Genomic DNA, 17,957 nt, shown 5'->3' on the forward strand with positions numbered 1-17,957 from the left:
AAACCCGATTCACTTTATGAAAGGGGTTTCATTTACGCACTCATTATATTTCACCCTTAGAGAAAATGTCAACGCTTTCTTTTTGAGAACGTAACCCTTTTCATCGTGGTGCTGGCCCTGTACTTTGACGTATGATTAGTTCAGGTTGCAGGATCGTTTGCTTCTTCACTTGTCGCTGATTAATCAACTCATGCAGCTTATCCACCGCCAGTTTGCCCAGTTGATATGTGTTCTGAGAGACGGTTGTAAGTTCAGGAATCACAGCACTTGCGAGCGGTGTATCATCGAAACCTACGATCGAAATATCTCTCGGAATAGATAATCCGTGCTCAATGGTCGTCTTCATTGCACCAATCGCCGTATTATCATTCACGCAGATGACTGCTGTTGGCGGATTATCACGCTCCAGGAGTTTAGCCATCTCCCGCTTACCATCATCAATAGAGAAGCTGCCCAATAAGAGCCTGTCTTTCGGGATTTCGAGACCATGCTCACGGAGCTTTTTCTGAACAGCCTTGACCTTAACCATCGTGGTCGCTAACTCCTTCAATCCACCTACAAATGCAATGTCCTTATGTCCCAGTTCGAGTAAGTGTTCAGCAGCTAGAGCCGCCCCAACTCCTTCATCCGTATACACGCGGTGGAACCCGCCTTTGGCAATATTGCCATTGACCAGTACAACCGGCGTACGTTTGCCAACATCAATCAATTCCTGAGCCATGTCATCCGGACAGGACTGCATATTAATGCGCCCGCCTAGGAAAATAATCCCGTCTACCCGCTTCTCGCGCAGCATGGACAGGTATTCAGACTCTCGATTGTAATCGCCTGCGGTGTTACAGAGAAAGAATGTATATCCCAGACCACGCGCCTCGTTCTCTGCGCCCCAGAATACTTCGGGGAAGAATGGATTCGTAATATCTGGTAGGATGATTGCAATGGTGCCTGTTTCTTTTTTAATTAGACTGCGCGCTTGGGCGTTAGGTTGAAATTGGTGCTTGGCGATAATCGACATGATCTTTTCCCTCGTGCTTGCACGTACGGGTGCCGTATCATTCAGCACCCGGGAAACCGTGGATACAGATACGTTCGCCTCTTTGGCAATATCATATATCGTAATTGGTGTCATATGTAGAACCTTCCTTTTTCACTGATTTTCCTGCTTATCATACCAGATAAGGATTATCGATGAAACGGGTTTCATTCCACAACTTTGGAGCCAGAGCGGCTCACCTGCCATGTCATGAGAATGCTTTTAACCCTTCTCAGTCTTTCCATACTGCTCTCTTGTAAAAATAAACAGCTTACTGTCGGCATTCACAATTTGTGTGCCATTGTTTAGCTGCACGAGCGAGGTCTGCCAGTGGGTATGCCCGCAGAACACAACCGTTTCCGATCCGGCTTCCAACGCCTGACGGATCAATGCTTCACCCTTCAGCCCGAGCTCGGCAATGCCTGGGCTCTGGTGCAGTAAGAGGCAATCCGGCTGCTGCTTCAGCAGCTTGTTCAAGGATTGCAGGTATTGCTTCTCCGGCAGCCGGTTCGGCTTGTCCGGCCTGCCGATGATGCCGCCAAGGCCAGCAACGCGTAGCGGCTGACTGGCGGCAGAGGACGCGAGCCCATCCAAGGGCAGGCTCGCGTTAATCACGACAGGCGCATCCATGTAGTGGATGGCCGTGTCGCTGTGCAACCGATGGGCGCCTGCCTCATCGGTGAGATCATGGTTGCCGTCCACGCCGGCAACCCAGCCGAAGGCGTCTCTGAAGGCAAGCCAGACGGGAACCGGATTGCCGCTGGCTCCCCTTTTCCCGCGCCGGGCATATAGGTCACCACATAGCAATACCCCCACTCGATTCGGATCGATCTCAGGCATCTCCACTTCAAGTAGCAAGCGCACATAATCCGGTAACATCTCGCCTAGTAAACAATCCTCATCCATGTTCAATGTTCGTTCATCTTGAGATGATATATCTGGAGAAATATGAACGTCTGAATCCGCAGTAATCTTAGCATCCTCTCTGACGTAAGGCAGAGGCACAATCCCCTGCAAATCCGAGCTTACAATCAGCGCATCCATTCCTTTCGGAAGACCTGAGATAGTGCCAAGATAAATGGGCAGTTGTGCCGCTTGCACTTCTCCGCCTGGGACGGCATTCAGATAACCAAAGGTTTCAATCGGGTGCTCTTGCAGCGTAATAATTCTCAATGATGATACCTCCTTGCTCCTAACAATGACTTAACTATTTCCTGTTATTTCTGAACTACTCCTTAGTCTACTTCTTCAACTATATGTTGGGCTAGCTCATGAGTTGTCTCTCGGTTAAATCTTTACGTTATTTCTTAACTTAGTACCCGAGTCTTCCACGGTTACTTCTTGTATTGTTCATGATTCGCGTGATGAAGACAATACATATTTGTTTTTCTCCGTTTCGTTCTCGATTTCATCTTCTATTTGCCAGTGATTCTCCATACATTATTAATGTAAGCGAATTCAATTGGTGATTAGAGGAGTGTGAACGTTGTATGATCATTCAGGTTAGCCCATTGGCAGAATCACGACTTAGCGCAAAACTCAAGGATCAGCCGGGCTATTTCAAGCTATTTTATGACACGGATGGATGTGGATGTGACGGTATTGCTGTACTCCTGATCGTTAATGAACCGGACAGCGATGACATCCCGATTGAATCCAGTACGCTCCCTTTTCTCATCAACAAGCAGCAGCAAATTTATTTTGAGCCTAGCCTACGCCTGCAGTCGGAAAACAGCTTCCCCTGCTTTCGCCTATGCAGCGATTCCATGATCTATGGTAGCAATGTGAAGGTGTACGATCTTCGGGACACGGCAGAAGTTGCTCCGCAGCCAACTGCATGGTATGTACGATAAAAATATAGCATAAAAATGCACAAAAACCCAAAAACCTCCATCCCTATCATACATGGGAATGGAGGTTTTTGAGTGAATCCATTTTTAGCATACTATTCGGTTTTGAACTTCGCTGATTCTGCAGCAAGCTGCTCTGTCAGACCATTGATCGTATCCACCATCTCGGCAAGATGTCCTGTCATGCCAGACTGTTCCTGCATCGTCGCGGTCACTTCCTCCACAGAAGCGGATACTTGCTCACCTGAAGCGGACAAGTTCTGTGCTGCACCCAAGACGTCATCCTTATCTCGTTCAATGGATTCAATCTGGGAGGCAATGGCTTGGACCTGATCCATGAGGTCATTCATATGCTCTGTGACGAAATTAAAGGTCTGCTTCGTCTGATTCACGCTATGCTTCTGTTGCTCCGTAATCGTCTCAATTGCTTGAACGCTGCGGTTATTTTGCTCCACATGCTCAATCGTCTGGGTCACAATGCGGCTAATATTCTCTGATTGGGACGTGGTCTGCTCCGCAAGCTTGCGAATCTCGGATGCCACTACGGCGAAGCCGCGTCCATGCTCCCCTGCTCTTGCTGCTTCAATGGATGCATTGAGTGCTAACAACTTCGTCTGCGTCGCAATCTCCGAGATGGTACCCGTGATCTGATGAATATCGGAAGAGCTCTCCGCAAGCTGAAGGGTTGTCTGCGAAATATTGTGCACTTCAGCCTCATTCTGATCATTGACCATAATGAGTGCATCAATCACGGCATGGTTATTCTGGAAGGCATCTGTAATGCCATCCGCCTTCTGCTTCACTTCTTGCGACATTTCGTTCACGCTCGCGATCTTGTCGCCTACGTTCATGAATTTATTAACAATCGCTTCGGTATCATTCGCCTGAGACTCCATAGCGCGCGAGATTTCCACGGCTGTTGTTGTTGTATCGGCAATCGATGCTGACGTCTGCTGTGTGGAACGATCTAACTCTGTGGTGCTAGTATTCAAGACTCCGATGGAATGGTTCATCCTGGAGATTAATTGTTTATTGCCTTGTGCCATAGCGTTGAAGCTATCGACCAATTCCTTGAATTCACCGCTGTATTTTCCCTGTGCTTGAACGGTCAAGTCACCACCCGCGAGTTGTCTGAACAGGACAGTCAGACGGCTGATTGGCTTGGTTACCATGCGCGAGATCAAGATGCCCGATACGATCGAGACAGCAATTGCAGCAAATAGAACGATATACATCTTGTTTGCCATCGCAGTTAACGGTTTCTTGACATCTTCGTAGCTGTCCTCCACAATAATCGTCCAATCAGATCGTGGAATCTTGGAGTAAAATACGACTTTATCGTCAGTGCTGACCTCACCCTGTTGCAGTTGATCACTTGCAGGCAGATCAACCAACGACTGATATTCCCCATCCGCCATCTTCTGGCTAATCAATTTCTCATCTGCTGAGTGGTAGATTACCGTTCCTACACGATCCAGAACAATAACTTTTCCAGCATCATTAATTTTAATACTCTGCAGTTGATCTACGAAGAACGCAGTGGATACCACCGAAGTGAGTATGCCCAGCACTTGATTATTCTCATCATAGATCGGCATAGCGAAGACGTTGCCCAGTGTTCCTAACGACTTCGAAATTACACCTTCACTGATGATGTTCTTGCCTTCCATAGCTTGTTGGAAATACAAACGATCCGACCGGTCACCCTGAAGCGCTTCGGGATTGTTCGATGCTACCACGACCCCGTTACGATCCAGTAAGATAATGGTACTATTGCCCTCCATACCTGCCAGATTATCCGCCAGTATTCCATTCGCTTGATCTATCATTTCACTATTGTCCGCAAAAAAAGCTTCTGTATTTTGTCCTTCTTGATTTCGAATGTCTAACAAATCCCGAAAGATTCCGTGTGTCGTAATCAGAAATGTAGATTGTTCCTCCATACTTAAAGTAGCAAATAAACCCTCACCAACCCGGTCAGAGGTTGCTCGAATCTCATCTTTACTTTTGTCCAGTGTGATGCTTTCGGCCACCTTGTAACACAGCACAGCTGTAGCGGCCAGTACGATACATACCACCACACTGATCATCAGCGGCAGTTTTACTTTGAACGACATGTTGGCCATTCGCTCTCTCGCCTTAGCGATTAAATTCAATACATTCACCATCCATTTTAGGTCATTATTAAAGCCCACTTCATATGGGTTAATTCTATATCGGCAGATATAATATAAACCTACAGTAAGGAAAGCGTTTTAAATTTAAAATATTTTTCAACTATCCTTTTTATCCAAAAATAGGGGCTGAAATTGAAAAGAGGGCTTAGATTGGATATGAATATCTTATTATTGAAGATGATCCTCTTCTCCTGATAAATTCCACATTTCGCAAGTAGGAGTATTTGGCATTTGCATGCTTATGTAGTGCATTATGAATCTTCCACAAACCTATTTTAGGACATATGCCTCTATTTGCCCGATTGGAAAATATAGACTTTGGTTTAATACAAAATATGACATCCTCACCGTATAATTAGAGAACTACATATTGATTAGGGAGAGAACCGTCTTGAATATCAAAATGCCAACACTACTTAATGTAATTCGTGCTTTACTAGGGGTGCAATCCATCTACATCATCATTTCCATGGTGGCTGTACTTATGGAATTGTTTCAGTATAGGGCTACTTACGCGGGATTACCTTTGTTCGATCTTATTGCCTTATTTGCTAATATCCTGCTTCGTATCATACTCATCGTAGGGCCGCCAATCCTGACTATCGTGTATATTTCGAAGAGACGATATAAGCTGACGATCACCTTCATGAGCATGACACTCTTCTTCGGATTAGTCTTCCTACAAAATTTCTTGGTTGTATTGCACTTCTTCATGTTACTTGTACTGCTGCTGCATCAACCAATTAAACGCTATTTGAAGCAAGAGCAGGATGCCCGGCAATATGATCAGCGGAGTCTGAGATTGTAGATTAAGCGTGTGGTATTGTTTATCTTGTTCGTAGCTCTTATTCCTCAGCTTAAGAACCCGTTAAGATGAATCATTAAAGAAATTAGAAAGAGCCTGACATTCAGTAGTCAGGCTTCTTTTTGTTGTTTTTTTGGGAGAGAGGCATGGATATTATTAAACCATTGAAGTTTACGCGCTTGGTCTCAGCTCCTCCGTGCATTCCGTTGGTTCGACTGATCGCCGTCATCACTACGCACTGGGAGCTTGTGCTGTCAGGGTTCAGGCGTCAGCTGTATCCACTGATCAGTTTGAAACACATAGATGTATTCTTGGGGAGTATCATTGAATTGCACCACAACAGGATACATCGGCATCTTGCTACGCCGTGCTTCAATACTTACAATACGCTTCTCATCCACACCTTGATCAACAATTAAATGGGTTCGTAGCCTTTCTTCCAGTTCACGCATGTCCTTCTGATATGAGTTGTACCACGTTACGGACGCCATAATTATAATGGCCACAACAATTAGACCACTCTTGAGTATTCTCGTAACTTCACCCCACTTCTTAGTCATTAGTACACCATTTTTCAGATGTAAATTGTTAGTCTAAGTAAGCTAAATGTTGTAATACATCTGTCTTCAGTGCTTGTAGCTGCGGATTGTTGGCTCTGGTCGCCTGCTCTTCTGTATCTCTATGATCTACATTGAACTTACCCTGCTCTAACGAACGCACCCAGTATCCTTGCCGTTTATCATCCCAAGTCAGGAACAAGACATACCGCTGATCCGCATACATGGGGGTATAGTGACCATAGTTATAACGAGTTACACCCGTATAAAGCCCTCTATTGCGCATGACATACGTAGGCTCCAGAATATCAAGTTGATCATGAAGCTCCCGCTGAGTTGAATTCGCAAAAGCTTGATTGATCGCTACACGAGTCACTGTATGACCTCTTCCCATTCCACTCTTATCCTCAATCACCTGAGTAGACTCATCCGTTGCGGTCACCTCAACGATGAAGTCAGCATGTTCCGCCAGTTCTTCATAGTCTGTGAAGACATGATGGTCGCTGCTAATGGTGTTAACCCTGTCCTCAATCGTCTGATCTGCAATAATGTAACTGATGCCTGCGATTAGAACGATGATCAACACACCGAATACAAATGGTTTGTTTTTCATCCCATTCGCCCCCTACCTTCAAACCGTATATATACTAGATGGTACTTGCCTATGAAAAGTTACACTCACTTGTACAAAACATCAAAAAGAAACCCATTTCTGAAGTCAGACATGGATTTCAACATGAAGTCGTTTATGATTATGCTAGGATGGAACGAACATTGCGTAAAATCGATTGCATGAACTCAGAGTTTGGTTCAGCATGGCCTTCGATTGTTATTCGTCGCTGCCTTACATCAAGGCTCTTCAACTGATCTGTCAGGACAACCCCTGAAAAAGGAAGTTCTGCAGGCAAAGCCACTTCAAAGGGGTAATCCTTAGATTGGCTTGTAATAGGACATACAACAGCAAAACCTGTTATTTCATTGAAATCTTGTTCCGATAAAACAACGGCTGAACGTCTTCCTGCCTGTTCATGGCCAGCTTGCGGATCAAAATCAAGCCAAATCAGATCACCGCGTTTAGGAATTTTCAAAATAATTCTTTCCCTTCCACGCCCAGTTCTATTTCTTCATGTCGTGCATCCTGCTTTACTTTGGACAGAAGTGTTTGTAGATGTGTACGAAGCTCTTCATTAGACTCCACAGGATTGGTCTTAGGCCGCAGTAGTAATTCATTATCTGCTGTTACCAGAATTTCGATCTCCGCACCTTCCTGAAGATTGAGGCGCTTAAGCAATTGGTTTGGAATACGAATTGCACTGCTATTTCCCCACTTGCTGAGTGTGGCTGTGGTCATGGCAATAACACGCCTTTCTTTGGATTGATGATCCAATTATACCCCACCTTTCTACCACTGTATATCCATATGATATACACAAGCGAGAAAAAGGATACCTTAGTTATTAAATACAACAAATCATAAATCAATGAACGACGTCTTGACTTTACTTCAGATCTTCAATTTTCATTCGATCCAACTCTTCTTGTTGTGGGCTCTTTCTCTTATTCACTTGGGCGTTATATTTAATAAAATATCTAATGACGAAAAATAATGCTAAAGCTCCCACCAACATGAGCAAGGGGACAATAATTATTGTTATTAAAGTAACCGTCATCATTACCTCTCTCCTTTATTCTTCGAATTGTGGTATTCGTTGACAAGCAGCTTGGCTGTTTCAAAATCAATCTTATCGTTGATGGCCAGTCTCTTAACGAGAGAGATGAACGGATCCTGATCTTCCCTTTCCGTAATCTGGATCTTCTGAATTAATCGGTCGAGTCTGAGACGAACTGTCGGGTATGTAACTTGATAAATGGAGGCGATTTGCTTCAGCGATCCGGATTGAAGAATGAATTTTTTGATAAATGTAACATCCTCTTCATCGAGATTAATCATCCATTCAGGGACACTTTTGATCGTCATAAGGAAACCTCCTTAACACGTATTTACTTTAATATTATTATAATAAACTTTAACTTTGTTAAAATCAATGATTATGTCCCCTTTAATATTATAAATGATTTCAGTTGAATATTATGACTACTTCCTACTCTAATGACAGAATAAGCTTAAACATCAGTAAATTTAAAAAAATTGCTGTAACTCGGGATGTACCCTGTGCCCTTACTACAAGAATTCCTCGATGTGTAATCCCATCACTCAGATGACGCAAAAAAACACTGACAATTATGCCCCTAAAGGGACAAGTTCGTCAGTGCTTGGATCATATTCATTTACCTATTAAGATGCCATATTTCTGTGGTCAGATGAGTTCCTGTCTTCTTTTCAAATACACGTACAACACGATGCCAGACACCGCACAGATGACTGCACACAGTCCAATAAATCCATAGCCCGCCTGAAGTCCGCGCAGTAGACCGAGCTGCGTTGTCGCACCGTACATTTGCTTCACGCCTTCAATGACCCAGCCGATTATATAGTTACCAATAACACTACCAACCCCCATTAGGGTGACAGTGAAGGTTATCGCGGTATCACTGCCATTCGGATAACGCTTGGCGATAAACGCCATAACGGTAGGATAGATCATCGCAATACCTGCGCCAGATACAGCGAACAGTACAGCTAGACGCTCTCCTCCCAAGATAGCCGCAAACGTACATATTGCCGAGAATGCCGAGAACACAATCAGGGACAATACAAATCCGATCCGGTCTGTCAGTGGTCCAAGCAACAAACGTCCCAGCGAGAAAGCGAGGAAGAACGCAGATAACAATCCAGAAGCTTTCACGGTGTCCCATGTATAGGCTTTCTCCAGGAAGTTAACGAGCCAACCCCCAACCGCAAGCTCCGATACTACGCCAAAAGAAAGAATCATCACCATCAGCCAGATCGCTGGATCACGCGTTAATGTCTTGAGAGAAGTCCGATCTTCGTGAGCAAGATCATCCCCTGGAAACTTGCTACGCAGTGCCGCAATGATCGGCAATAGACAGAGTGACAGCATCACCAGATACATGCCGCGCCAATCCAGTTCGTGTCCAAACACCTTCAGGGACATCACTCCTGTCGCGAGCAACGGAGCAACTGTTGAACTCAATCCATAGAAGAAATGAGATAAGTTCATCATCATACCTGTGTTTTTCACAAAAATCCGTGCACCCAGAATCGCTAGTGCGATTTCAAGCATCCCGTTACCGATGTACATGAAGAAATAGGATGAGGCAAAGAGCGGATATGTATGCGACACATAAATAAACACACCCGAGAGGATCATGGAGGCAAACGAAATAATGCTTACCGCCTTGATGCCCCATTTGCGAACCAATATAGCCGTGAACGAACAGGCGATCAGATACCCTAGTGCGTTCAGGGACAACAACGTACCGAGCTGTTTCTCATCGAGATTGAAGTCGAATTGAATGCGCGGAATGGCTGGCCCCTTAATATTTTCCGATATACCAAATACGATAAAGCCCAGAAAGATCGTTGCCAGTTGCATCGCGTATAGCTTGTTGAACTTTCTCTTACTCCCTTGGGTATCTACTTGCTGACTCAAAATAAGTTCCTCCTGTAAGTTCAGAAAAAAATGATTACACTTCACCACTGCGATTGCAGTACCCTCTTCCGATCACTGTTATCCCCAGATTTTGCTGATCCCCTCCTAAAGGGGAAAATCCGGTGATAAACGTGCTCTTCAGATTGCTACTGCACTCTCCGCTATCGTGTAAAAGCTTTGCTTAACTTATATAAAAGTAGTACCTACCACTGCTTCTCAATAACCTGAATGCGGTAGGTTAAGCTCTCAAGCGTCACAGCCACCAGTCCAGTAACATATGCATGCCGCGTATCTTGCTGGATGATCAGCTCGGGCATGTGCTCCTGCGGAATCAAGTGATCCAGACAACCTTGTGTGAGGTCATCCAGCATCGCTGGGTTCATCGTGTCTCCTGTGACCACAATCGTGGCAGGGTTGATGATCGCAATAATGGAAACTAACGTGCGGATTACCAGTTCCTTCACCCCATCGGTTGTTTTCAACATGCGCAACTGTTCTTCTCGGGACACACCAAAAGGCAGGAAGGACACCTCACCCCCAAAGTCTGTGTTCCCCGTCAGTGGACGACCGTCAATGATAAAACCCGCACCCGGAAAATGATTCTCTGGAAACGTCACAACCGCAAAATTCTTCTCTTCCTCAAATTGTTGCTGGTTATAGAGCCCGTACACCGTCAAGTTCATGTCGTTGCCAATGACCACTTCTACATCTTCATATTGCTCCTTGAGTCTCTGACCCAGCGGTTGAAACATTAGCTCCGGTACATCACAGAGACCAATCACGCCGTTGTGTGCCACACCGGGTATACCAATACCAATCGCCTGTACGTTGTGGTGCTGTTCAATCAGCTTTGCAATCAGATCCTCAACCACCGTCACATTGATCTCATCCAGCATGAGCGTCTGCTCATCTGACCACTCTCCGTTCAGGTTCGAATGCGTATGTGTAATCGAATGGATACCGCCTTCCGTTCGAATAATGAGGCATAGCACACTCGCATAATCAGCATTAAATTGATACCGACTTGCTGGTCTTCCCCCGCTTGATTCATCCGGACCCAGATCCACGATCTCACCTGTCTGAAGCAACTCATTCAGGATCGTGCCGCATGTCGCCACGCTGAGTTTCGTTAAATTCGCGATGGAAGCCTTCGTACCCACACCGATCGTTCTGAGCGTATTCTTCACGAGTTCAACGTTAATTCGCTTCACCTGTTGGGTGTTGTGTGATGTTGGTAACATTGTTAGATGTGCGCCTCCCGTCATTCATTTCACATGATTCTAAAATGTTCAAACATTGTTTTTAAAAGTCTTTTAATAATTGACAGTTTAGGTGGATTAGTGAAGAAAGTCAATGCTTTATTTGGAAACGAAAACGGTTTTGTTGGAAATGGGAAAGGACAGCTTAATGTCATCCTAAGATGAACTATACTGTCCCTCATTACAATTGTGGCTATGTAGACTGTCTCATGCGGTTTGCCAAGATGCTTTTCTTCAGTCTGACTTCAAATAACTTACGGTTCAGATCCTGCTCCATGTTGTGGAGATGGTATGCTGCTTGCTTAACTGTGTCCATGTGCAGCACCTTTGCACGCTTTGCGATGATGTCCATCGCGTCCAAGATGAGCTTGTTGCAGGTGACCAGTTGATCCACGTAATCGTCTTCTAATCGGACGAGTTGAGCGTACTGTGAAGTAAGATCCTCGGTGTTGGTACTTGCCATGTTACCACTCCTAAAATTGGTACGCATAAGAGTACCAGTTATACAAAAAGTATATGGTACGCTCATGCGTAACGTCAAGACCATATGGAAATTTTAGGAGTGATACTCATGGCTAAAAAAGTTGTCGTCAATATACATAAACTCACGGAGAAACATAACATCTCACTGCGAGAATTGGCACGCTTGTCTGATATTCGCCACGCTGCATTAAGTGAGCTACAGTCTGGTAAACGAGAGAACATCAACTTTGCTCATATTGAGCGAATTGCGGAAGCGTTGGGTATTGATGACATTAGGGAGATTATTGAGATTCGGGAAGATTAATTGATTGATAATTTTGAAACAATTGGATTATATTATAAGTCATTTAAACTAATTCTAGCTTGATTCCCTCTAATTATGTGACTCTGCAAAAGAATTATACAAACAATAATGGGGTCAATAATTCTTTCAAAGTTTACCACCGTCTCGAGTTTAGATAAAGATTCTTGAATTTCGCCTATTTCATCTAGAGCTTTCTGAATAATTTCAACCAATTCAAATATTTCTGTATCCATCACTAACTCAAGTAGTTTTAAAGAAGGCTTCATATTATCTATAAATTCCGTTAACATCTGAGAAAATTGAGCACTGAAGATTTTCAAATACTCCGCTATTCCTTCTTCACATAATTTATTTGAAGCTAGTGCCGTTTCAATAAAGTGATTGTACTGTGTGAGTAAAAGCCTAATAATACCCAAATAACCTGTAGCTAGCCTCCACTTTTCTAATTCTACGAACTCAAGATCCAAATATGAAAAAATTTCATTCGGTAATTCAATCGGAAACATTGGTTTTGAGACTAATTCTTCTTCTACATCAAGTAGCCGATAATGCGGTATTAAAAAACCATTTGACAGTGGTGCACCGTTATAAATGGGTACAAATATTATATTTGATAATTTAGTTTCTAATATCCATCTACAACTGTTGTATGGTATAGCTGATTTGAGTGCCCCACGTAATGTGAGAACTATTCTTGTATATTCATCCTCTATAGTGCTAGAATCACTTAAATCCTCAACTTTACTAATAACATATAAATCTTGATCAATGGATACAGTTTCCCCTTCAATTCTTTCAAATGCTACTTCAAAAGCTCTTTTAATCCTTTCGTTCGATTGTTTATACTTTTCTCTAGCAGCATATGCTATGGAAACGCCCTTAATTGGATGATTAACAACATGTATCCACATATTTAATAAAACGAGCATTCCTTCAGTTTCCTCTTTACGTAAGATTTCCTCAATTGTTCCGTATTCTCTAAACAGTGATTCATACTCATTTTGCATTATTGTTAATGATTTCACAGCATTAAATAGGTTTATAAGCGCCAAGCGTGAGTTCTTAATATGATCTAAACCATCTCCTTTTAGTCTTGCAATAATGGTTTCTGCAATTTGATCGTAAAAGTAAACTAATTTTCTATGGGTTCCATAAAACCCCTTTTCAAAATTCATATACTGATTTATTGAGATTTCCATAAATTCCGAGACAATACCAAGTTTGTTTAAAATATCAATATTTCCGGCATTGAGATCAAGGTTCATTTTCTCTCTGATTAGGCAATAAGGATCAACTGCAGTTTTTGGTAATAGGATTTCCTTGTTCATAACATGCTTAAACTCTTTTAGAGTCTCTACCACCCTATCCCAACGTAAATTATCGTGTCGTTTCTTCTTGTAGATGAAATCTAAATAGTCAATGGTAAAATAAATAAGTTCCTTTGATTTTTTTCTTATCTGGTCTACGTGCATTACATATTGTGTCCATGTATCGGGTCTATCTAAATAATCTATTCTCGTCTGTTCCCAAGCATTAAGTTCCATAATCCATAGATTAGGACGATTTTTCTTATTGATATTAGACTCGTTATCATATGCATCAATTCCAATATCCCGCAATAAATCAGTTCCAATTAACTTAACCTCTATATACTCTTTTTCAGGAAATACCTGATCAAGTAAATCTGTCATCTTACTTCTCCAAAAAAAGTTGAAATTTGTTTTAGATGATTTTGCTTGCCCTATCTTATAATAATCATTAAAAACAGGTGGTATAAAATAGCACTGTACGACTGACTCAGAAATATCCAAGTTTATTACACAATAGTCTTTTATTATTCTTGAAGACAATGTATTCCTTGCTGAGGTAAATAATTCTTCATTAAGGATCTCATGAAGTCCTCTTAAAGCCTCTGCCTTTGACTTAACATCACCAGTACTCATTTCATCAATAATTTTATCTACTGAGAAAGGAATGTCTATTTTTTTACCACGCTTTGCTAACCAAAATAAAGAGTATCCTAGTTGTGACCATTCTTTATCATACATCGGCATGTTAAAAGGAATTTTCAGATTGTGGGCTAATAAATCTGTAGCTTCATAATCAATCTGTAGAGAAGTCAATAATTTCTTTATTGTTTCAATCTCTTTTCTTGACTCATCTTCATTAATTCTTTCAATAATAAATTCGTTAGGTCGTAAGTATCCTGAAATATCCACAGGCATATATTTAATCCAACCAATACCATATTTATTCTTAATTACTTGAATCGCTTCTTGATTAGTTTCTACATACCGCTTGACATCCAACCATAACATCGTTTTAATTAAGCCCGCACAAGCTATCCAATCCTTCTGTCCTTTTAATGAAATTAAAGCAACAAGTTCTTTAGAGTAAGAATTTTTGCTGAAGTAATCCATTAAAATATATTGATAATATTTACTATCCAAACAATCCAGAGATAAAAGTAAAAGCCTGCGGGAATCCTCTCCAATAATTTCGTGAATAATTTCCGAAACTATTAACGCTCTCTGTGGGTGAAGAGATTCTAAAAACAAATTATCATCTGAAGATTTTATCAAGTACTCATTACTAAACCTTTGGATAGCAGAAAATAGATTATTAATACCAACAACTTTTTTTATATGTTCAATATAAAGGGGACAACCAATTTTCCCTGCAAAACTAACAAGTTGTAATAATAAAAACCATGAGTCAGGATGTCCTTCTCTTAACAAATTTTCAATCTGAGCTCTTAACCGTTGTTTCAATGTTTGATTATTCGTAAGCAGGTATACAAATTCCATTAATGGACCATTTCCACCAAATCTAGCCCACGCTTCTTCAAAACTCCGAAAGTAAGCATGTGGCGATGAATCTATAATTGTCTGATAAATTGACATCGCTTCTTTCATAGTAAGGTTTAAATCAATAATTTGAATACTTACCGAACTTGAGTCAATAGGAGTCATTCTAAAGTCCTCTTCACGTATAGAAACTAACACAGGAACAGCAATGCCACGTGCCTGTAGTTCTTGTACTAGGATTATCCATTGTTGTTCTCCTGGATGGACATCTATGTACACGATTAGATTTCCAGTGTGCTTAGTAATACCTTTTAAAGCATTAGCTAAATTTTCTGCTTGCCTAGTAGAAGAGATTGAGCGTATGCAAAAAATTAATTGTTCTGGATAATGATCAAGTAAATAACGATAACAAAGAGTTGTTTTACCCTGCCCAGAAACCCCTCTTATGATTACCGCTTTATTAGGTTCAATTTTAAGACTAATCTTGTCAATCCAATTTCGTCTACTTAAATCCAGTTTATTACGTACATGAGAGGGATGTGTAGATACACCTTGATCGAACTCAACTTTAAGCTGATTGTAACTTTTGTCTGTAACGATATCACATAGTCTTATTAAGGAATTGTTATATTCTTTGTAGTAACCGTCTATTGCAGAAATATCTCTGCCAATTTGGTGTATTTGCTCCTCCCATAACTTGAGACTAGTACTTCCTTTTTTATTTGATAGATCAGAAACATATTGGATAAGCAATGAATAAGCAAGATCAGGAGCAGCCATCACTGGTACAAAGTCTTTTAACTGTTTTAATATTTGTTTTTGAAGATCTTCAATATTTACTTTTTCAAACACTAAAGATGAGATTAACCATTTTGCTGATTCTAGTGTAAGATCGTGATTTTCAGTCAATTTTTTCAAAACTGATTTTTCACAACTAATTTCTCCATCTATTAATCCTTTTAATTCCTCTCCTAAATTATTAAAATAAACAACTCTTACTTTTGAAAAGGAATTATCTGCTTTATGTATGCTACATACTCTTTGATAAAATCCTTCTCCTCCGAGAGAAGATTTCGCGGAAGCTAAGGATGAGAGGGTTAAGTCCGATGAAATGTTTTTAATTTGTATTGCCTCTATTATTTTCCCTTCATTTTTTATAACTAAATCTTCAATATCTTCTGGATAAAAGTCATAGTTCTGAGTATTAGACATTAAACGATAAGCGATGTACAACGTTTGTGAAGAGAACCCTCTCCAAGCTGCTTGAGCTCCTATATCTGATTTAGCAAATCCCTCATTGTCACTCATTTTATAGCTCTCCTCTACTATAATTGAATTCTTTTAAACAATATTACCATTTTAAGTTTAGCTGAATACTCATTCCCTTTATACACCTTAATAGTACTAGATAATTTCCCCTTACAGTGATAACAATAAAAAAAACAGTAATTAACACTCTTGCCTCTTAGATTTCAAATATAGTTAAATTCGTGTTATCCCCGGCACTTCAACAACCAGTCTTTTAGTTTCAAGCTTGGTAGTACTCCTGAAAACTATTGACCCTGAAATAGACGAAAAAGATCTTATGGCAATATTCAAAAAAACTTCAACTGATCTAGGTACAAAGGGAAGAGATGATCATTATGGATTTGGACTTATAAATTTTCAAGATATAATTAAATATATAAATCAGTTCAACTAAATTTAATTCCATCCCTAGGAGGATAACGAATGACAAAGTTGCGTTTTAGTTTAATCATAACTCTAATAACCCTTGCCTCAATATTACTCGTTGGCTGTAATGAGAAAGAAGCAGTTTCTCTTGATGATTTAATTAAGACGATGCAAGAATCAAGCCTAAATATTGAAGCCAATGATGATGATGTCACCTCAACGCATTATGCTTACGACCCAGACAGTAAGACGTTTTATTTCGGTCTACAATTTGAAGATGACGAACTTCCTTCGGAGGAACAACAACAGACGATCTATGAAAAGTTCCTCTCCAAAGCTTCTGAGGTTACCACGACTGGTGACTGGAGAAAAGCTTTAGAGTCATATAACGTGACTTTTGAACAACTGTTATCTAATAACGATAAAAAGACGCTTGCTCTAAAGAAATCCAACTCTGACATCATTGAACTCGTAGATACCAAATAAACAAAAACAAGGAGCATTGCACAAGTGCTCCTTGTTCATTTCTTCTATAAGAACTAGCTATATATTTTTCAATTTACAAGTATGATCCTCTTTTAATGCTAAACTCACCCCAACTCCCTACTATCTTCTCTCCCCTACCCACCCGCACCTTGATACCTATTCACACTCGACATCCATATCCGATAACCAAGGAAATAACATAGCGGACCCATGACAGGTACTAGCCACATCGTCCACGACGATAGAAGCGCGGTTTCCTTTGTTAGCAGAAATGCAGCCGGATAGAAATTGATAAATGCAAAGGGAATGACAAACGTTAACAGCACCTGGATAAAGGTACCGAATACCGGAAGTGGGTATGATACGAACTCCTTAAATTTGAAAAATAAGGTGAACAGGAAGTTTGTTTTGACCCATACAAAGGATACAGCCCCGATCACGGACATGAATCCCGCCTGAATCATGGCACCGCCAATAATACAGAGGATCAGGTACACCACTTCCACCCAGCTCAGACTCAGGTCTAACTTAAACAACGCCCACAGCAGCACAGACCCTGATATCGCCACATGCGCAAGGTAGCCCAGGTTAAATCCCCTACATACTAAGTAAAGATACGGATTCACGGGTTTAACCAGGATCGAATCAAACGTCCCATTCTTCACCTGACTCTCCAATTCACGCATTTGTACAAATGAAAACGACGCTCCAAGTGCGTACGTGAACAGCCCCAGACTATATAAGAGCGCAATTTCTGGCCAGGTCCAGCCTGCCAATGTATCGAATTTACGTAAGAACAGCCAAATAATAATATAGTCGCCAGTATAGTTGATGATTTGTGCAATCACGGCAAGCAAGAAATCCCCGCGATATTCCATTCGTTCTTTGGTTAACAAATAGACTAATTTCCCGAACAATTTGAAAGTCATTTAGATCAGCCTCTCTAC

Annotated in this window: 18 protein-coding genes; 4 read left to right on the plus strand and 14 right to left on the minus strand. The window is 41.4% G+C overall.

Annotated features, from left to right (window positions below; genetic code table 11):
• Positions 1-100: 100 nt before the first annotated feature.
• Together V6W81_RS21750 and V6W81_RS21755 are read right to left on the minus strand one after the other, a co-directional pair.
• Positions 101-1,129 carry a LacI family DNA-binding transcriptional regulator gene (locus V6W81_RS21750; protein ID WP_338540361.1) on the minus strand — a complete coding sequence of 343 codons (1,029 nt, stop codon included), beginning with the start codon at positions 1,127-1,129 and terminating at the stop codon, positions 101-103.
• A 126-nt stretch (positions 1,130-1,255) separates the two neighbouring features.
• Positions 1,256-2,206: a metallophosphoesterase family protein gene (locus V6W81_RS21755; RefSeq protein WP_338540362.1), complete on the minus strand. Its 951-nt coding sequence runs from the start codon at positions 2,204-2,206 to the stop codon at positions 1,256-1,258.
• Positions 2,207-2,523: 317 nt separating this feature from the next.
• Between V6W81_RS21755 and V6W81_RS21760 the strand changes: the two genes are divergently transcribed.
• Entirely contained in the window at positions 2,524-2,886 is a 363-nt protein-coding gene (locus V6W81_RS21760) for an iron-sulfur cluster biosynthesis family protein (protein ID WP_056701528.1), read from the plus strand.
• 92 nt (positions 2,887-2,978) lie between these two features.
• Here the strand turns inward: V6W81_RS21760 and V6W81_RS21765 are convergent, their stop codons facing one another.
• The gene (locus tag V6W81_RS21765; RefSeq protein ID WP_338540363.1) at positions 2,979-5,039 is read right to left on the minus strand and encodes a methyl-accepting chemotaxis protein; all 2,061 of its coding nucleotides are present in this window, start codon (positions 5,037-5,039) and stop codon (positions 2,979-2,981) included.
• 412 nt (positions 5,040-5,451) lie between these two features.
• Here V6W81_RS21765 and V6W81_RS21770 point away from each other — a divergent pair, with 412 nt between their 5' ends.
• Positions 5,452-5,868 carry a hypothetical protein gene (locus tag V6W81_RS21770; protein ID WP_338540364.1) on the plus strand — a complete coding sequence of 139 codons (417 nt, stop codon included), beginning with the start codon at positions 5,452-5,454 and terminating at the stop codon, positions 5,866-5,868.
• 251 nt (positions 5,869-6,119) lie between these two features.
• On the opposite strand, the gene V6W81_RS21775 is transcribed toward V6W81_RS21770, so the two are convergent.
• The 9 genes from V6W81_RS21775 to V6W81_RS21815 all read right to left on the minus strand — a co-directional run bounded on the left by V6W81_RS21775 (position 6,120) and on the right by V6W81_RS21815 (position 11,719).
• Entirely contained in the window at positions 6,120-6,425 is a 306-nt protein-coding gene (locus V6W81_RS21775; RefSeq protein WP_338540365.1) for a hypothetical protein, read from the minus strand.
• Between the two features lie 28 nt (positions 6,426-6,453).
• Complete coding sequence (locus V6W81_RS21780) at positions 6,454-7,035, minus strand: hypothetical protein (protein ID WP_338540366.1); 582 nt, start codon at positions 7,033-7,035, stop codon at positions 6,454-6,456.
• Between the two features lie 139 nt (positions 7,036-7,174).
• Positions 7,175-7,510, minus strand: a complete 336-nt coding sequence (locus tag V6W81_RS21785) for a type II toxin-antitoxin system PemK/MazF family toxin (protein ID WP_338540367.1) — start codon at positions 7,508-7,510, stop codon at positions 7,175-7,177.
• Entirely contained in the window at positions 7,507-7,809 is a 303-nt protein-coding gene (locus V6W81_RS21790) for an AbrB/MazE/SpoVT family DNA-binding domain-containing protein (protein WP_338540368.1), read from the minus strand. The genes V6W81_RS21785 and V6W81_RS21790 overlap by 4 nt, the downstream gene beginning before the upstream one ends.
• Positions 7,810-7,921: 112 nt before the next feature.
• On the minus strand, positions 7,922-8,095 hold the full coding sequence (locus tag V6W81_RS21795) for a hypothetical protein (RefSeq protein WP_164848771.1): 174 nt from the start codon (positions 8,093-8,095) through the stop codon (positions 7,922-7,924).
• Positions 8,095-8,400, minus strand: a complete 306-nt coding sequence (locus V6W81_RS21800; RefSeq protein WP_145046762.1) for a DUF2089 family protein — start codon at positions 8,398-8,400, stop codon at positions 8,095-8,097. The genes V6W81_RS21795 and V6W81_RS21800 overlap by 1 nt, the downstream gene beginning before the upstream one ends.
• Before the next feature lie 340 nt (positions 8,401-8,740).
• On the minus strand, positions 8,741-9,940 hold the full coding sequence (locus V6W81_RS21805) for an MFS transporter (protein WP_338544042.1): 1,200 nt from the start codon (positions 9,938-9,940) through the stop codon (positions 8,741-8,743).
• Positions 9,941-10,200: 260 nt separating this feature from the next.
• A complete protein-coding gene (locus tag V6W81_RS21810) occupies positions 10,201-11,238 on the minus strand; it encodes an ROK family protein (protein WP_338540369.1) in 1,038 nt (345 codons plus the stop codon).
• Positions 11,239-11,449: 211 nt separating this feature from the next.
• The gene (locus tag V6W81_RS21815) at positions 11,450-11,719 is read right to left on the minus strand and encodes a hypothetical protein (protein ID WP_338540370.1); all 270 of its coding nucleotides are present in this window, start codon (positions 11,717-11,719) and stop codon (positions 11,450-11,452) included.
• Positions 11,720-11,827: 108 nt separating this feature from the next.
• Between V6W81_RS21815 and V6W81_RS21820 the strand changes: the two genes are divergently transcribed.
• Positions 11,828-12,043: a helix-turn-helix domain-containing protein gene (locus V6W81_RS21820; RefSeq protein ID WP_338540371.1), complete on the plus strand. Its 216-nt coding sequence runs from the start codon at positions 11,828-11,830 to the stop codon at positions 12,041-12,043.
• Positions 12,044-12,075: 32 nt separating this feature from the next.
• Here V6W81_RS21820 and V6W81_RS21825 read toward each other — a convergent pair whose 3' ends face one another.
• Positions 12,076-16,158, minus strand: coding sequence for a hypothetical protein (locus V6W81_RS21825; protein WP_338540372.1), 4,083 nt, complete (start codon positions 16,156-16,158; stop codon positions 12,076-12,078).
• Positions 16,159-16,581: 423 nt separating this feature from the next.
• Here V6W81_RS21825 and V6W81_RS21830 point away from each other — a divergent pair, with 423 nt between their 5' ends.
• Positions 16,582-17,010 (plus strand): hypothetical protein, encoded by a 429-nt coding sequence (locus V6W81_RS21830; protein ID WP_338540373.1) that lies wholly within the window; start codon positions 16,582-16,584, stop codon positions 17,008-17,010.
• Between the two features lie 134 nt (positions 17,011-17,144).
• Here the strand turns inward: V6W81_RS21830 and V6W81_RS21835 are convergent, their stop codons facing one another.
• Entirely contained in the window at positions 17,145-17,939 is a 795-nt protein-coding gene (locus tag V6W81_RS21835) for an ABC transporter permease (protein WP_338540374.1), read from the minus strand.
• Positions 17,940-17,957: the final 18 nt, after the last annotated feature.

Origin of the sequence: Paenibacillus tundrae, from assembly GCF_036884255.1 — a bacterium.
Lineage (GTDB): Bacteria > Bacillota > Bacilli > Paenibacillales > Paenibacillaceae > Paenibacillus.

Bases quoted from the DNA above. Each gene is read 5' to 3' on its own strand.
- V6W81_RS21750 (WP_338540361.1), bottom strand. From the start codon at position 1,129: ATGACACCAATTACGATATATGATATTGCCAAAGAGGCGAACGTATCT.
- V6W81_RS21760 (WP_056701528.1), top strand. From the start codon at position 2,524: ATGATCATTCAGGTTAGCCCATTGGCAGAATCACGACTTAGCGCAAAA.
- V6W81_RS21775 (WP_338540365.1), bottom strand. From the start codon at position 6,425: ATGACTAAGAAGTGGGGTGAAGTTACGAGAATACTCAAGAGTGGTCTA.
- V6W81_RS21780 (WP_338540366.1), bottom strand. From the start codon at position 7,035: ATGAAAAACAAACCATTTGTATTCGGTGTGTTGATCATCGTTCTAATC.
- V6W81_RS21795 (WP_164848771.1), bottom strand. From the start codon at position 8,095: ATGATGACGGTTACTTTAATAACAATAATTATTGTCCCCTTGCTCATG.
- V6W81_RS21800 (WP_145046762.1), bottom strand. From the start codon at position 8,400: ATGACGATCAAAAGTGTCCCTGAATGGATGATTAATCTCGATGAAGAG.
- V6W81_RS21805 (WP_338544042.1), bottom strand. From the start codon at position 9,940: ATGCAACTGGCAACGATCTTTCTGGGCTTTATCGTATTTGGTATATCG.
- V6W81_RS21810 (WP_338540369.1), bottom strand. From the start codon at position 11,238: ATGTTACCAACATCACACAACACCCAACAGGTGAAGCGAATTAACGTT.
- V6W81_RS21815 (WP_338540370.1), bottom strand. From the start codon at position 11,719: ATGGCAAGTACCAACACCGAGGATCTTACTTCACAGTACGCTCAACTC.
- V6W81_RS21820 (WP_338540371.1), top strand. From the start codon at position 11,828: ATGGCTAAAAAAGTTGTCGTCAATATACATAAACTCACGGAGAAACAT.
- V6W81_RS21825 (WP_338540372.1), bottom strand. From the start codon at position 16,158: ATGAGTGACAATGAGGGATTTGCTAAATCAGATATAGGAGCTCAAGCA.
- V6W81_RS21830 (WP_338540373.1), top strand. From the start codon at position 16,582: ATGACAAAGTTGCGTTTTAGTTTAATCATAACTCTAATAACCCTTGCC.
- V6W81_RS21835 (WP_338540374.1), bottom strand. From the start codon at position 17,939: ATGACTTTCAAATTGTTCGGGAAATTAGTCTATTTGTTAACCAAAGAA.